Below are 14,853 nucleotides of genomic sequence, written 5' to 3'. Positions count from 1 at the left end.
ATCAATAGTCCTGACGAGCAATCTCCAAAATCAGGACATCTTTGATTATCTCCACACCCATCTCTTTCTGACCAACCTCCCGAAGGGCACCTCGTAACATATCCAGATTGTTCGCCTCGGTAAAAGCGCCGTCAAAACCACCGATATTCGCGTGATCAAAAAGGACTTGAAGGAAACTGTCCCTCAATTTTGGTTCCCGCCGGAAAACGGCCTCCTTGCTGCCCAATGGCACTTCCAGACTAAGCGCCAGAACAATAAGCGCGACAACGACACGGTCCTTAACGATGGGGACAACGAATTGATTGTTCAATTTAACGTAGTCCATTTCCGGTGCCGGGTTTTCTGGACCGTGGGGGACTGTCGCGGCAGGTTGTTCCGCTTCTGTGGTTTCATTTTCAACCACTTCAGGCGCGGGGCGCAATGCCATGCCTGCCCCTACCCCGACGCCGGAACCGATTAGTAAAAACACAAGTGGCAGGATTTTTTTCAGCATGACATTTCCCTTAAAAAGGCAGAACGGCGTCTAGAATTTGCTGGCCATAACGCGGCTGTTGCACATCTGTTATTTGCCCCCGCCCCCCGTATGACACGCGTGCGGAAGCGATTTTGTCATAAGTAATTTCATTCTGCCGCGAAATGTCCGCTGGCCGTACAAAACCTGTCACCAAGAGTTCCCGCAGCTCGAAATTGACCCGCAACTCCTGAGAACCCGCGATGGACAGAACGCCATTTGGCAAGACGTCAACAACAGTCGCTGCAACCCGTAAGGTCAATTTTTCCTTGCGTTTGACCGACCCGTCTCCGCCAGAAGCGGACGACGTATTTATCCCGATCAAGCGATCAGGATTGGCACCCGGGAACCGGTTTCCCAACCGCTGCGGGAAACCCAAGAATTCGGGTACACCAAAATCTTCTGAACCGGACCGGGAGCGGTCCGTTGCATTGGAAATCTCGGCCTTTTCGTCCACGTCAACAACCACGGTCAGAATATCCCCCCGCTGAAGGGCCCGCCGGTCCCCCAGAAGCGACTGGCGCGTACCGGACCAAAGAGAGGCACGATCAACGCTGCGCCTTTCTTCGATCCGGGGGGGAAGGCCGGGATTGACCATCGCAGAGTGTTCGACCGTTTCAACAGCCGGATTAAATGACGGAGGTCTGCCGATGTCATTTGTACTTGAACAGGCCGAGACCAACAAAATTGGGGCGAAAATGACAGGTAAATATTTCACTGGTCGGCTCCTATTGGCTGACTTTGACACTGCCATCCGGCTGCACTTGGCCAAAAACTGTGGCGCGTGATGAAAGATTCATGATGCGGACCAGATCCCCAATTGCACCGCGCTCAAGCGCGCGCCCTTCGGTCACGATTTGCAAACCTGTTGCGGAAAACGAAATCCTGACAAGTTGATTGCGATGTACAATCGCGGGAGGACCGATGTCGTCAATTCCGATCGGTTTCCCCGGATATAACACCACGCGAGTCTCCTGTCCGACCACATCAATCAGGCGCGCATAGCCGCTGTTTTTCATATCGGCGCGCAGGATTACATCCGTTTCCTGGATGATTGCCGCGGCGCGGATGGTACGGGTGGGAACAACCCCATCTGCCCAAACCGGCGTGGCCATAAACACCGCAATCAGAATATTATGAAACATCACCGCACCTGTGTCGTTGCGCCCATCATTTGATCCGCGGCAGAGATGACCTTGGCGTTCATCTCATATCCGCGTTGGGCTTCGATCAATTCGGTTATCTCGCGAACGGCATCCACCGAGCTGTCCTCAAGATATCCTTGTCTTAGGGTACCAAGCCCATCAATGCCCGGTGTCGATATCAAAGGAGGGCCAGATGCTTCGGTTTCGGAGAACAGGTTACTGCCCAATGCTTCAAGCCCCTTAGCATTGGAAAAGCCTGTCAGATTAAACTGTCCTAACAATTGACCAGCGGCATTTTCGTCAAAATAGGCATATACTTCACCATCCGGATTGATTGAAATATTGCGGGCATCGTTTGGAATCACAATTTCTGGCGCAACCGGAAACCCGTCTGACGTGACGATCAAACCCTCGCCTGTACGTTTAAGGCCCCCGTCCCGGGTATAGGCCGTTTGGCCGGAGGGCAATGTAACCTCAAGAAACCCCTTACCGTTGATCGCGACGTCCAGATCGGCACCGGTCGGCGACAGCCCGCCCTGAGCCAGCTGCACCGAAACAGCAGCTGGTCGCACACCAAGCCCCAGCTGCACACCAGTCGGCAGGACGGTTCCATCAGAGGCATTGATCGCCCCTGCCCGCGACATCTGTTGGTAATGCAGATCGGCAAATTCCGCCCGCCGCGCGTTGTAACCGGTGGTTGACATGTTCGAGAGATTATTCGAAATCGTCTCGACTCGCATTTGTTGAGCCATCATCCCAGTGGCAGCTATCTTGAGGGCACGCATCTGTGTCTCCTTTTTCGGATTATGTCATCAGGGACTTCATCGCGGTTCGCACCCGCTCGTCCTCAGTTTTCAAAAAACTCTGACCCAGCTCATAGGCGCGTTGCACTTCGATCATCCGGGCAATCTGAGTGATGGAATTAACATTCGAATTCTCGACAAAGCCTTGCAAAATCTTGGCGTTATCAGATGGTTCAATCCCTGCGTCCGCACGAAACATCACACCATCCTCACGCACCATCTCTTTGCGGTCCACGGGCAAGACCAATCCGATCTGGCCCAGTGGATTACCATCCGCACTGAGCGTTCCATCCGGTGAAATAGCGATATCCGCACCCGGAGGCACAAAGATCGGTGCCCCCCCGGCATCAAGCACACGATACCCATCATAGGTTACCAAATCACCTTCGGCTGAAGGCGAAAACGCACCCGCCCGGGTCAACCGTTCACCGGCAGGTGTTTGCACAAGGAAAAAACCATCCCCTTCGATCGCCAGATCAAAAGTGCCGTTTGTTTGGGTTAATGGACCCTGCACAAAAGAAGTATTGCGCACATTACCTTGGCCCATGGACAGGGACGCGCCCCGTTCCATTGGCCGCACAAATTCGGAAAAGATTAACCCCTCCGAACGGAAACCCGTTGTCGCCGCATTGGCGATATTATTCGCCACAATTTGCATTTCTCGCGCCAGGCCTGACTGACGGCTTAACGTGGTATAACCAGCGTGATCCATCCTAACCTCCGATAATCAGAGGAATAATTCGGTCATGAAAAAACGACACGAGCGTTTGCGTCATGAACCCCATCGAGAGCCAGAAAATGGCACCAATGGCAGCCAGCTTTGGCACAAAGGTCAGCGTCATTTCCTGAATTGAAGTCAGCGCTTGTATCAAACCAATGGAGACCCCTGCCAGCAAAGCGACTGTCAGGATAGGAAGGGAGATAACCAATCCCACCCATAACCCCTGCCTGAGCGTGTCAAAGAACAGCACTTCGTCCAGCATCAGACCGGCATCCGCAGGATTTCCTGATAGGCTTCAACAACCTTGTTGCGCACGGTCACCGCGGTTTCGACAACCAGTTCCGTTTGCGCCAGTGCAGTCACAAGGGAATGCGGATCAGCATCACCGATCATCGCCGATTTTGCCGTTTCTTCGCCTTCGGCCAACGCCGTGGCAAAGTCGATTGCAGCATTACGCGCGGCGTTCAACGCCCCCCTATTTTCTTCCGGAGTTGTTGCCGGCCGTGCTGCCGCATATTTCTGCGCAACTGAAAGTCCTCTGATCTCCATTCTGGATCTCCTTAACTGTTATTTAACCGTTCATCGGGGTTTACCGCCTCAACAGGTCCATAAGACCCGAAGACATTTTCCGAGTTTGTTCAAAAACCTTGAGGTTTGCCTCGTAGCTGCGCTGGGCCTCTCGGGCATCGGCCAGCTCGATCAACAGATCGACGTTCGATCCGTCATAATGCCCTGTTGCATCAGCCAGGGGATGCGTCGGGTCATGGATTTTCTCTAATTCAGATTTATCCAATCGCACCCGTCCCGGCTTCACTTGACTGATATCAGAGCGTCCCGCCATCTCGCTTTCGAACGAGATTGTCTTGCGCCGGTACCCTGGCGTATCCGCGTTCGATATATTTTCGGATAGGTGCCGAAGACGGGCCGCCTGCGCGCGCAGACCGCTTGATGAAATACTCAGTGCATTTGAAAAATCGCTCATGACAACAGATCCTTCACGTTGTGCGCAGGCTGCTTCGCAGCACGCCAATTGACGTCTTGTAGATAGCCATCGCCCGATCATGCTGGCGTTTGGCATCAACTGATTTCAGGATTTCTGTTTCAAGTGAGACCTGGTTGCCGTTCGGGCTGGACTGAGCCCGCACGTCTTGCGCCGCTGGTAATCCAGCACCGTCCATGCGCCCGTGCAAATGTCCCACCCGCGTTGCAGTTTGCAAACTAGCATCCTCTGACGGGGCATAAGACACTTGGAACGCAGGTAATCTGCGCACGGCGTATCCGGGGGTATCCGCATTGGCCACATTCTGCGCAACCACCGCCTGTTGTTTCCCGGCATGGCGCGCCATCGCAGCGGACATGCGAAAGATATCTAGGTTCTCAAACATCGGGGCTTCTCCCTCGACCGATTTCAACCAAGGCTTAACTCTGATTCCTTTAGAAAGAGTGAGCGTCTTCGGAAGGAATGAAATGCAAACTGCGACACAGCTCGGCGGCCTGCGCGCCCAGATCAACGCTCTCAGCCCGGTGCGCCCCGTGGGCCGTGTGGCACGCGTAAAGGCAGGCGTAATCGAAGTTCTCGGGCTGGCGGCCACTGCCCGGATTGGCGACTGGATCACGATCCAGCGCGAGGGACAGCCCCCTTTGGCAAGTGAGGTTGTCCAACTTAAAGGAGACGTGATTATCGCCCTTCCGGAAGGGGTACCTGACGGCGTGGCCTTGCAAGATCGCGCGGTGCTTTCCCATGAAAATGCAGTCGCGCCCGCCGATGCCTGGATGGGGCGCGTCATTGATCCATCGGGCCAGCCACTGGATGGAATCCCCTTGCTGCGCGGCTCGACACCCAGACCTTTGCGTTGCCCCCCGCCCGCTCCAGCAAAACGGCGGGCTTTGGGCGCGCGTCTGAACACAGGGATGGCCGTAACCAACACTTTACTACCACTGGTCAGGGGCCAACGGATTGGCCTTTTTGCCGGTTCCGGTGTCGGCAAGAGCAGCCTACTGGGCCAGCTTGCCCGCAATGTGGAAGCGGAGGTGGTCGTGATTGCCCTGATTGGTGAGCGTGGCAGAGAACTGCGTCACTTCATTGACGAAGTCATTGGCGAAGAGGGGTTGAAACGCACTGTCATTGTCGCCGCGACATCAGATCAATCCGCGCTGAAACGCCGTCGCTGCGCCTGGACGGCGATGGCCGTGGCCGAACATTTTCGAGATCAGGGAAAACAGGTGCTGCTCCTCGCCGATTCAATCACCCGCTTTGCCGAAGCCCACCGTGAGGTCGCCGTGGCGGCAGGCGAGGCACCAGTTCTGCGCGGCTACCCCCCGTCAACAGCGCATATGATCATGTCGCTCTGTGAACGCGCGGGTTCTGGGGCCGGCGAACAGGGGGATATTACCGCATTGTTCTCGGTCCTCGTTGCTGGCTCAGACATGGACGAACCCATCGCGGATATCTTGCGCGGGGTATTGGACGGCCACATTGTCCTAGACCGTACCATCGCGGAACGGGGCCGGTATCCGGCCATTGACGTTCTACGATCCGTGTCACGTAGCCTGCCGAATGCAGCGTCAGTTTCCGAAAATGCTCTGCTGCATCAGACCCGTCGCTTGCTGGGATTGTATGACCGCAATGCGGTGATAATTCGCGCCGGGCTCTATGTTCAGGGGTCCGATCCGGAACTGGATCAGGCAATTGCGCTTTGGACCGATCTGGATGATTTTCTGGGTCAGGACGCACCGCAGGATTGTACGCATAGTTTCCAACAACTGAACCTGATATTGCGACGGGCCAAAGCCTCTCAAAACCGCCCACAGACGACCACGTTGGACACCGGTGCCTCCTAGGGCTAGCCGCCTTGTAAAAGGGTCAGTGCGATTGAACCTGCGGAAACTCCGCCGTTTGCAGTGCCAAGCTGATCCCGAACAATAAACTTGGTGATGACGTCTTGCACCGCTTCAGGATCCTCGAACTGCGCAAGGTCGTCACTGCCAAAAACCGAAGCAGCGCGATCTTTGAATATCCGCAGTTGTTGGTCGATATCAATTGACCCGACTGATTTTGGAAGGTTCAGCGCTTTTTCGAACAGCTGACGCAAGGGCGGGTCGCCCATAATGGTGAACCATTTCGCATTGGTCGAGCCGTCATCGGCCGCAAGCAGTGCCAGTTCCCGCTCAGCGTAAAGCGCGATACGCATCGCACCGTTCTGATCGCCTGCCGCCACTTCAAAACTGCTGGACTGGAACTTGGCAATAATGGTGTCGGCAAAGCCGGCATTGCCCACTTTTACATCCGTGGCAGGGCCAAAACCGAAGGCCTCGGATAATTTGCGATACCGCGTGTCGGACAGGCGCATCGACAAAGCATCGTCGCTGGCCGTGCCTTCCTCAAGAATTTTCCGAATGAAATAGCGATTGTTAACATCGTCCTGAAGGCCAAAAGCCCCCAAGGCCACCGACAACAAGCGACGGTCGGCGACCAGATCTTCTGCGGATGTCACTTCTGATATCTTGTCTGCGAAATACTCCGTATCGCGCTGCATAACAGTGGATCGGTTAAAGGCTTCTGCCTGGACATCGTAGGTACGTTGCAGAAAACGCCATCCCGAAAGGCCGTCAGCTGGAACAATTGGCTGAAACATCAGTTTGGCCGCACCGCCAAAAGACGGTCCTCTCTGGAAATCAGGGTACGTAACGCCTTCAGGGCACGATAGTGTTGCCCCGCGATGATTGCCGTGCCGGCCTCGGCCAAGATGCGCTGACTGTCCGCGTCCTGAAACACTTGGCTCAGGTCCTCGACCTGGCGCAGCAGATCATGATGCGCCTTGATGGGCTCCTTGTCCCCGGACAGAACCAGTTGCACTGCAAAACATGCCCGCCGGACCGGCGTATTTGCCTCTTCCGGATGCACCGCGTCGCGCAAACGTAAAATATGCGCGTCAGGCGTCATTATGGACAGGCGGCTTCGACGGTCACCATTTTCAATGACCGCACCATTGATCAAAACGCGTTCCTTAGGGCTCAGCTTAAGAACAAGTCCACTCATCCCGTCACCTCCATGGGTTTCAGACCACGCAAAACCGCAGTATTTACTTCAAGCAATGGAACGGCAGACTCTTCTCTGCTGATGACCTTGCTGGTGTGGTGATCAGTGAACTCGGCCAGATAAAACAATCGGGCACGCAACTCTTTAGGCAGCTGGTTCTCAGGCGAGGCCACATCGATTGCTAAGACACGCCAAAGATTTCGGTTCTCGTGCAAGGCTTCGACCAGTGGACCGAACTTACCGTTCTCTATCGCCGTCTTTAAACGATAGGTGATACGGGCGATTACATCGTATTCTATCCCGCGTGTCGAACGGGTCGGCGCGGATGTCGGGGCATATGCATGCCGGGCTTTTAAGGATGCGTTCACGTTAAACCTTACCTAATTCTGAATGGTATGCAGAAGACGGGGGCAGGCCAATCCCGCCCCCGACCCATTGGTTTAACGGAAGAGCGACAGGATTGTCTGTGGTGCCTGATTGGCAATCGACAGGGCCTGAACACCCAACTGCTGCTGTGTCTGCAAGGCTTGCAAACGGGCAGAAGCAGCCTCCATATCTGCGTCCACCAAGGCGCCGATGCCGGATTTCAACGAGTCGGACAGTTTGGACACAAAGGCCCCCTGATCTTCAACGCGACTCGCTGCCGAACCGATGGTGGATGCGCCAGCCAAGGCAGTTGTCAACATCGTCTGGATTTCACCAAACGCAGTCGCCGCAGTTGCGGAATCCGTGATCGCAGTCATGCCTGCGGTATCAATGTTCGCCTCAAAATCAAGGTTTGCTACTGCGATTGTATCGGTTGTCGCTGCCGCGTTGCCGACCCGGTTCACAGAGGAGACTACGGTCAAACCGTTGCCTGCAGTCGAAAGCAGGTTCACACCGTTGAACTGTGACGCCTCAATCGTATCCGCGATCTGCGCAACCTTTTGCAGCATCTCGGCCTGAATCTTCGTGAAATCTGCAGTTTCACTGCCGCCAGAAACAGCAAGGGCTTCCATTTCCTTGAGCGTTTCGACGATAGATTCTGCACCGGCGGATGCAACACCCAGCGTCGCTTCACCGACCGCGAGCGATTTGGATACCGCGTCGAAACCGGCAACATCGGCCTCCATCACTTTGGAAATCGCCCAGATTGCTGAATTGTCCTTGGCAGAACTGATGTTCTTGCCGGTGGCAATTTCGTTTTGTGTATCTGACAGATTCGCGTTGATGGATTTCAATGTTTGCAAGGCAACCATTGCGCTGTTGTTTGTAATGATGCTCGACATAAGCATGTTCCTTCAGTCATAGACGCTTTGCGTCCGTTGTGTCCCACCCCCCTGGGGCTGGACGAAATGTCATTCTGAACCATGCATGTTTTTGTACAAAAAGATGCGCCACCCGACCTCGGATGCACGCTTAGATTTGGCGTAATTGTGTTAACGAACCCTGAAACCGTGCCTGTCATGTCGCGGGGTTTTTAATCAATTGCTCACGCCCGATGTTCAACCGAACTGTCGGCTTCCAATTGAATGTCATGGCGCTTGCCGTCCGCCCCATAGGTTTCCAACGCGCCTCTTACCTCGCGCAGGCGGGCCATGCGTGCCGCCACTGCGCGGATTCCCTCCAACGCCCCATCCAGCAAAAGCTGATTACGTTTCACTTTACTGTCCAGCATTTGCATCATGGTCAAATCTGTTTGGGGTACGGTATTCATCGCCTCCATCAAGGTCTCTTTGGACACAAGCAGCGCATTCAGTTTTTCCAAATCCCCTTGCAACAGAGCCTCGCGTTCAGCATCCAGCACGTCACTTAGTTCTTCGGTTGTCGCTGCATTAATGTTCGCCGTCATTTTCTCGCTCCTTGAGTGCTTCATAAATTGATTCGCTCAGCCCAATGCCCCCAGCCTGAACCATGGCCATGGCCTGTTCAGCGACAAGAAAAGACGCAAACTGATCCTCACCCGCGCCGCCGCCAAACCCCTCTGGCGTGGTGCCAAGCCCCGCTGATTTAAGCATTTCAGCAAGGAACCCGGCCTCCAGCTGCATCGCAGCCTGGCGCAGGGCATTATCCTCAGAGATCGACGGCATCGGGGCCGCAACAGGGCCGATCGTTTGCATGGCAGGGTCCTTAAATTGCTGTCTACTTTGCCGATCATGCGCTGATTTCAGTAAACAACTGGTAAGGATGTTCGCCCATAACCGCCCCAGTCGGAGAAGAAATCCCGGAGGACAACGTGCATCCCATCTTGACCCAAGGCCTATTGCCAACAAAAGGCGGAGGCACGCCGCCGGCGTCTGGCACGGACGAAAACGTGTCAAAGATGCTAATCGACCGCTCAGCAACATCAGAAGAGACCGGGTTGAGCTTTATCGCGGTCCTCACAGGCCCATCAGTAACGCCCGACGCCGAAATCGTTGATGCGGCCCTGCTTCCCCTGCCAGAGGTCAAGGACACATCTGACGGCGACACTCTGGAAGAGGCGGCGGCAATTGTCGAAAACGGCGGGGTGTTGCCCCCTGACAGGCTTAAGGCGCAGGATGCGAACAGCTTTCCTTTTTCAAGCGCACTGCCTGCGCGGACGCCGGAACAGCCTGTTGAGGTTGGACCGCCGCAGAATGGTGATGCCAGGCCAACCGACGCTAACCAACTGGGAAAACCAGCCGTTGATCTGAAAATTGAACCTTCTTCCCTGCGGCTGGTAAACGTCAAAAAGCCAGAGACGCTGTTGCAAACTGACACCATGCGCCGCCAAGCCATGGGTCAACAACAACGTATACTTGAACCGGCGGCGGGTGCCCATATCCCCCCCTCACCACCCGCAGAAAGCAACCCTTCGCAGGGTGAAAAACCGCCTGTACTGCCGAATGCAGCTGTCGCAGCAAAAGGGCCAGTATTCCCCCAGCCAGCCATGCCCAAGGCACCGTCTTTCAACGAATTTTCTGCCAGCCCGGCACGTCACGCCTTCCCCCACCGCCGCTCCCTGCCAAACGCCGCCCTAACTGGGCCGAACATCGGTCTTGCGGGACCGGCGGCCGCGGTTTCCGGTGCAACACTGCCCCTTGCCTCAGGCACCCGGGTCATTGCCACCCCAGCCAAATCCACAGCTGAGAAGGCCACACCAGATCGGGCACTAAGCACTTCTTCGGTTTTCCCATCTTCAACCAAGGGCCAGCAGATCAAACCACCCCCCGCCATAAACCTGCCCACCGTGGTGCCCGCGGCCCCGCCCCAGCCGACCTTTGATCGCGACGTCAGCAAATCATTGACAAGCCTGACAGAAACGGATGCGGTTTTCGCAATGCGCGGGGAGACTGCAACAGCATCAACTGCACACGCCACACAAGTGCCCCAGACAAGCACACCGCTGCCGCAACACATCGCCCGCCAGATTGTTGAGGCCTTACAATCGATGCCAAACCGACCGGTTGAAATTTCCCTTAACCCCGAAGAGCTGGGCCGTGTGCGCCTTGCCCTGTCGTCATCGGAAACCGGTATCGTGGTCAATGTGCTTGCCGAGCGGCAGGAAACCGTCGACCTCTTGCGGCGTCATATCTCCCATCTGGAAGCTGCATTTCTGGACATTGGATATGCTGACATCGCCTTTTCATTTTCAGGCGGCGCGCAAACCAGGGAAGACACTGAAAGTGACCACGGTGCGTCGAATGCTCCGGATGACGACACCTCCTTTAACGATCGGGCCACCCCTGCGGCGCAGATAAATTTGAACACCGGATTGCAGGCCGGCCTTGATATCCGGCTTTGAAGGGCCCCCCATGGACATTAATACAACACCCACCACAACCACAGCCGGCACAGCGCCCGGCACGGCACCACAGACAAAGCCCGTTTTGTCATCAGACTTTGAGACCTTTCTGAAGATGTTGACGGCACAGGCCCGGTATCAAGATCCGCTGGAGCCTATCGATTCATCCCAATACGCCGCTCAACTGGCGCAGTTTTCGATGGTTGAACAGCAGGTTCTGTCGAACGACCTGCTTACCTCGCTTGCCTCGCAAATCGGGTCGGGCAATATGGCGGAACTGGCCAATTGGATCGGCATGGAAGCCCGCACGACAGCCCCTGTGTATTTTGACGGCAGCCCGATTGTGATCAAACCGAACCCGGCTGCGGCAGCCGACGAGGTGTATTTGGTGGTGCGTGACAGCGCCGGTCAGGATATCCAGCGGCTGCAACTGCCTGTTTCGGCGGATCCAGTGGAATGGACCGGTGTCTCAAACACCGGCTCTGCCTTTCCTGCGGAATCCTATAGTTTTGGCATCGAAAGCCGCGCCAATGGCGAAATAATCCTTTATGAACCGACTGAGGCATTTGGCCGGATCGTGGAAACTCGCCGCCAGGACGGGGGTACTATTCTGGTCCTTGAAGGTGGCAGTGCCATTCAGGCAAGCAGCGTGGATGGCCTGCGCGAACCGCCGGCCTGAGCCTATAGCGCCCGACCTTAAACATGAATCCCCAATACCCTGCCACGCGGGACGTTCTCGGGACTTCGGGGATACGAAATGCTTCAGGTTAAAGGTCGAACGCTTTAGCGGTCCTTCAATGCAAACCCGGCGTAAGCGACCGGCATCACAGCCCGGCGCCATCGTCCAAGCTCGAATTTCGCCAAAGGTCGCTGGACCGCTTTCGGGTGAATCTGGGCCGAGATTTTACCCTGCGCCAAATCCGCAACAAGCGCGCCACTATAGCTACCCATCGCAACCCCATTGCCGTGATAACACAAGCTGGCAAACAGACCCGGACTGTCGGGAACCTGGCCAACAAACGGCATCCGGTTGCGGGCGATACACACCATTCCCGACCAATTGTTTGGTGTTTCAATCCCGCGCCATGCCGGGAACATCCTATCAAAATCGGATCGCGCCCGCTTGATCGCCCGTGCTTCGGACCCGGGCGTTGCCATCAAACCACCGCGCACACCGAACAACATGCGATTGTCTGGCATCAGCCTGAAATAATGCAGCAAATTCCGGGAGTCATAGGACGCCTGATTGCTGGTCCAGCCCTGCGAGGCCAATTCAGCAGCGGTCATCGGGCGGGTTACCACAATGCTGGACTGGGTTGGCATATAGCGCCCCGCAAACCAATCCGGCAAATCATCTGCGGAATATCCGTTCGTGGCCACAATTACCTTTTCCGCCCGCACCTTGCCCTGCGGTGTCGTAAGATCGAAACCGTCGTGCAAACGCGAGATCGCGGTTACCGGTGTGTTATGAAAAATCTGCGCTCCGGCAGCTTCGGCGGCATCCGCCAGACCGGTGATATATTTCCGCGGGTTCAGACCAAATCCGATCGGAACCGTAATGGCCCCTTCAAAGCCTGCATTCATCCCTTCTGAGGGCAGATCGTCCTTGGCCGTTAAACGCGCCTCGATGCCGTAGTTTTCAGCGTAATATGCGACATCGGATTTCATCGTTTCAAAATCGCGCGGACGATGTGCAAGTTGCGTTTCGCCATTGGAGTGCCGGTCAACATCGATATCAAACCGGGATATTAACCCTTCGACGAACCGGATAGCGGCCTGTTCCGCATGACGCCATTCATCGCGGCCCTGCCGGCCAAACGCCTTGTCCAGTTGGCGATTGTTCAACATGCCGCCGCCCAGGCAGCAAAATCCACCGTTGCGTCCCGAGGCCCCCCAACCGACATAGCGGCTTTCCAGAACCGCAACACGAACCCCGGCCTGTGCCAATTGCAACGCTGCGGAAATGCCAGTGAACCCGCCGCCAACAATCGCCACATCGCACCGATGGTTTTCCTGCAAGCTGCCCCGCTGCGCAACATCACAGGTTTCGTCCCACCAACAGCTGGCGCGGGGCGCGTCGGAATAGGCGAATTCGGGATAGATGCGCCGCATCAGTTCGCCGCCCGCTCCGCCGCTTGCGCGTCGTTTTGCGCACGAATTGCATTGCGTTTCGTGACCAGAGAGGCTGTCACAACCCCGACAGTTACAATCAAGATCATAATCGTCGACAAGGCGTTAATCTCTGGCGAAACACCCAGACGCACGGCGGAAAAAATCTTGATCGGAAGGGTCGTTGCCGATGGACCAGATGTAAAGGATGCAATCACCAGATCATCAAGGCTGAGCGTGAAGGCCAGCAACCAGCCGGAAATCACAGCCGGCGCAATGATCGGCAATGTGACAAGGCGGAACGCTTCCCAATTGGTTGAGCCCAGATCCAGCGCGGCCTCTTCCAGCGACCGGTCAAACGTAACCAGCCGCGAAGAAACAACCACAGAGACATAACACATTGAGAATGTTGTATGGGCCAGCACGATGGTCAACACCCCACGGTCCAGTCCGATGCCAATGAACAAAAGTAACAACGAAAGCCCCGTGATCACTTCGGGCATCACCAAGGGAGCATAGATCATGCCAGAGAACAAGGTGCGCCCCATAAACCGCCCGCCGCGAACGAGAACATAGGCCGCCATGGTGCCCAGGATGGTTGCAAAGGTCGAGGAGATGACGGCGACCTTTACTGTAACCCATGCAGCATCCAGAAACGCTTCGTTCTGGAACAGGGTACCGTACCATTTGGTCGAAAACCCGGCCCAGACGGTAACCAGCTTGGAGGCGTTAAAGCTGTAGATCACCAGGACCAGCATCGGCAGATAAAGAAAGGCAAACCCCAACGTCAGCGCAGTGACATTGAACCACGACATCCGTTTCATTGTTCGGCCTCCTGTTGTTTTTGCTGGTTCCGCTGAAACAGCACAATCGGCAGGATCAGGATCAACAACAGGATAACGGCCACAGCCGAGGCCACCGGCCAGTCACGGTTGTTAAAGAATTCCTCCCACAACACCTTACCAATCATCAAGGTACCTGATCCGCCCAACAGCGACGGGATCACAAATTCACCTAGCGCAGGAATAAAGACAAGGAACGAGCCCGCGACGATACCGTTTTTCGACAGCGGAATGGTGACCAGCCAAAAGGCTTGGGTACGGGTACATCCCAGATCCTGAGCCGCCTCATCCAGAGAGGCGTCAAGCCTATCAAGGGCCGCATAGATCGGCAGAATCATAAAGGGCAGATAGGTATAAACGATGCCGATATAGACCGCCGTTGTCGTGTTCAGGATCACCAATGGCTCACTTGTTATACCCAACCACATCAGCATCTGGTTCAGCAAACCTTCGTTACTGAGGATACCCATCCACGCATAGACGCGGATCAGAAAGGAGGTCCAGAACGGCAGGATCACCAACATCATCAATGTCGCTCGCCATTCATCCGGTGCCTTGGCCATACCGTAAGCAATCGGATAGCCGACAAGAAGCGTCAGCACCGTCGAGAAAAAGGCAATGCGCAGCGAACTAAGGTAAGCTTTCCAATACAGATCGTCCTCTGTCAGGAAGACAAAATTCTCGAAATCCAATTCGCGGATAAGAGCGCTGATACCATCCTTAAGCTGCGGCGTGTAAGGCGGGATCGACAAGGCCGCATCCGAGAGCGAGATTTTCAACACAATCAGGAATGGCGCAAAAAACAGCACCAGTAGCCAGAGATAAGGGATCAAGATCAGGGTGGTACGGCGCATTTTTCAGATTCCGCCTTTTGTCTGTGCGGAACCGGCGTGTACCCCGGCCGCCGCAGTTTTTCGGATCAAAAAGGATGGGGAGGG

At 55.5% G+C, this 14,853-nt stretch carries 21 protein-coding genes; 3 read left to right on the top strand and 18 right to left on the bottom strand.

Features of this window, described 5'->3' with window-relative positions; genetic code table 11:
* Window position 1 precedes the first annotated feature (1 nt).
* From HKX44_RS12175 to HKX44_RS12135, 9 genes are read right to left on the bottom strand one after another with little or no spacing between them, the layout of a single operon-like run.
* Window positions 2–493, bottom strand: coding sequence for a flagellar basal body-associated protein FliL (locus tag HKX44_RS12175; RefSeq protein ID WP_276151596.1), 492 nt, complete (start codon window positions 491–493; stop codon window positions 2–4).
* Window positions 494–503: 10 nt separating this feature from the next.
* Window positions 504–1,265, bottom strand: a complete 762-nt coding sequence (gene flgH, locus HKX44_RS12170; protein ID WP_276151595.1) for a flagellar basal body L-ring protein FlgH — start codon at window positions 1,263–1,265, stop codon at window positions 504–506.
* Complete coding sequence (flgA, locus tag HKX44_RS12165) at window positions 1,240–1,656, bottom strand: flagellar basal body P-ring formation chaperone FlgA (RefSeq protein WP_276151594.1); 417 nt, start codon at window positions 1,654–1,656, stop codon at window positions 1,240–1,242. Before flgA ends, flgH begins: the two co-directional genes overlap by 26 nt.
* Window positions 1,656–2,441, bottom strand: a complete 786-nt coding sequence (flgG, locus tag HKX44_RS12160; RefSeq protein WP_276151593.1) for a flagellar basal-body rod protein FlgG — start codon at window positions 2,439–2,441, stop codon at window positions 1,656–1,658. Before flgG ends, flgA begins: the two co-directional genes overlap by 1 nt.
* A 19-nt stretch (window positions 2,442–2,460) precedes the next feature.
* Entirely contained in the window at window positions 2,461–3,171 is a 711-nt protein-coding gene (locus tag HKX44_RS12155; RefSeq protein ID WP_276151592.1) for a flagellar hook-basal body complex protein, read from the bottom strand.
* Between the two features lies 1 nt (window position 3,172).
* Entirely contained in the window at window positions 3,173–3,442 is a 270-nt protein-coding gene (locus HKX44_RS12150; RefSeq protein WP_276151591.1) for a flagellar biosynthetic protein FliQ, read from the bottom strand.
* A complete protein-coding gene (fliE, locus tag HKX44_RS12145; protein WP_276151590.1) occupies window positions 3,442–3,729 on the bottom strand; it encodes a flagellar hook-basal body complex protein FliE in 288 nt (95 codons plus the stop codon). Before fliE ends, HKX44_RS12150 begins: the two co-directional genes overlap by 1 nt.
* A 40-nt stretch (window positions 3,730–3,769) precedes the next feature.
* Window positions 3,770–4,162: a flagellar basal body rod protein FlgC gene (gene flgC, locus HKX44_RS12140; protein WP_276151589.1), complete on the bottom strand. Its 393-nt coding sequence runs from the start codon at window positions 4,160–4,162 to the stop codon at window positions 3,770–3,772.
* Window positions 4,163–4,175: 13 nt separating this feature from the next.
* Window positions 4,176–4,565, bottom strand: coding sequence for a FlgB family protein (locus HKX44_RS12135; RefSeq protein ID WP_276151588.1), 390 nt, complete (start codon window positions 4,563–4,565; stop codon window positions 4,176–4,178).
* A gap of 82 nt (window positions 4,566–4,647) precedes the next feature.
* On the opposite strand from HKX44_RS12135, the gene HKX44_RS12130 reads away from it, so the two are divergent.
* Window positions 4,648–6,021 carry a FliI/YscN family ATPase gene (locus HKX44_RS12130; protein WP_276151587.1) on the top strand — a complete coding sequence of 458 codons (1,374 nt, stop codon included), beginning with the start codon at window positions 4,648–4,650 and terminating at the stop codon, window positions 6,019–6,021.
* Window positions 6,022–6,023: 2 nt separating this feature from the next.
* Here HKX44_RS12130 and HKX44_RS12125 read toward each other — a convergent pair whose 3' ends face one another.
* The 6 genes from HKX44_RS12125 to HKX44_RS12100 form a co-directional block, all read right to left on the bottom strand.
* Window positions 6,024–6,815, bottom strand: a complete 792-nt coding sequence (locus tag HKX44_RS12125) for a DUF1217 domain-containing protein (RefSeq protein ID WP_276154235.1) — start codon at window positions 6,813–6,815, stop codon at window positions 6,024–6,026.
* Complete coding sequence (gene flbT / locus HKX44_RS12120) at window positions 6,815–7,219, bottom strand: flagellar biosynthesis repressor FlbT (RefSeq protein WP_276151585.1); 405 nt, start codon at window positions 7,217–7,219, stop codon at window positions 6,815–6,817. Before flbT ends, HKX44_RS12125 begins: the two co-directional genes overlap by 1 nt.
* Complete coding sequence (gene flaF / locus HKX44_RS12115; RefSeq protein WP_276151584.1) at window positions 7,216–7,587, bottom strand: flagellar biosynthesis regulator FlaF; 372 nt, start codon at window positions 7,585–7,587, stop codon at window positions 7,216–7,218. Before flaF ends, flbT begins: the two co-directional genes overlap by 4 nt.
* A gap of 72 nt (window positions 7,588–7,659) precedes the next feature.
* On the bottom strand, window positions 7,660–8,487 hold the full coding sequence (locus HKX44_RS12110) for a flagellin (protein WP_276151583.1): 828 nt from the start codon (window positions 8,485–8,487) through the stop codon (window positions 7,660–7,662).
* Between the two features lie 203 nt (window positions 8,488–8,690).
* Window positions 8,691–9,050 (bottom strand): flagellar biosynthesis protein FlgN, encoded by a 360-nt coding sequence (locus tag HKX44_RS12105; RefSeq protein ID WP_276151582.1) that lies wholly within the window; start codon window positions 9,048–9,050, stop codon window positions 8,691–8,693.
* Window positions 9,034–9,318 carry a rod-binding protein gene (locus HKX44_RS12100; RefSeq protein ID WP_276151581.1) on the bottom strand — a complete coding sequence of 95 codons (285 nt, stop codon included), beginning with the start codon at window positions 9,316–9,318 and terminating at the stop codon, window positions 9,034–9,036. The genes HKX44_RS12105 and HKX44_RS12100 overlap by 17 nt, the downstream gene beginning before the upstream one ends.
* A 203-nt stretch (window positions 9,319–9,521) precedes the next feature.
* Between HKX44_RS12100 and HKX44_RS12095 the strand changes: the two genes are divergently transcribed.
* Entirely contained in the window at window positions 9,522–10,964 is a 1,443-nt protein-coding gene (locus HKX44_RS12095; RefSeq protein WP_276151905.1) for a flagellar hook-length control protein FliK, read from the top strand.
* A 10-nt stretch (window positions 10,965–10,974) separates the two neighbouring features.
* On the top strand, window positions 10,975–11,643 hold the full coding sequence (locus HKX44_RS12090; protein WP_276151580.1) for a flagellar hook capping FlgD N-terminal domain-containing protein: 669 nt from the start codon (window positions 10,975–10,977) through the stop codon (window positions 11,641–11,643).
* Window positions 11,644–11,747: 104 nt separating this feature from the next.
* Here the strand turns inward: HKX44_RS12090 and HKX44_RS12085 are convergent, their stop codons facing one another.
* From HKX44_RS12085 to HKX44_RS12075, 3 genes are read right to left on the bottom strand one after another with little or no spacing between them, the layout of a single operon-like run.
* Window positions 11,748–13,076: an FAD-binding oxidoreductase gene (locus HKX44_RS12085; protein WP_276151579.1), complete on the bottom strand. Its 1,329-nt coding sequence runs from the start codon at window positions 13,074–13,076 to the stop codon at window positions 11,748–11,750.
* A complete protein-coding gene (locus HKX44_RS12080; RefSeq protein WP_276151578.1) occupies window positions 13,076–13,897 on the bottom strand; it encodes an ABC transporter permease subunit in 822 nt (273 codons plus the stop codon). Before HKX44_RS12080 ends, HKX44_RS12085 begins: the two co-directional genes overlap by 1 nt.
* Entirely contained in the window at window positions 13,894–14,769 is an 876-nt protein-coding gene (locus tag HKX44_RS12075) for an ABC transporter permease subunit (protein ID WP_276151577.1), read from the bottom strand. Before HKX44_RS12075 ends, HKX44_RS12080 begins: the two co-directional genes overlap by 4 nt.
* Window positions 14,770–14,853 lie beyond the last annotated feature (84 nt).

The organism is Sulfitobacter sp. M05 (genome assembly GCF_029285175.1).
Taxonomy (GTDB): Bacteria; Pseudomonadota; Alphaproteobacteria; order Rhodobacterales; family Rhodobacteraceae; genus Sulfitobacter.
This window is presented reverse-complemented; position numbering and strand designations above follow the sequence as displayed.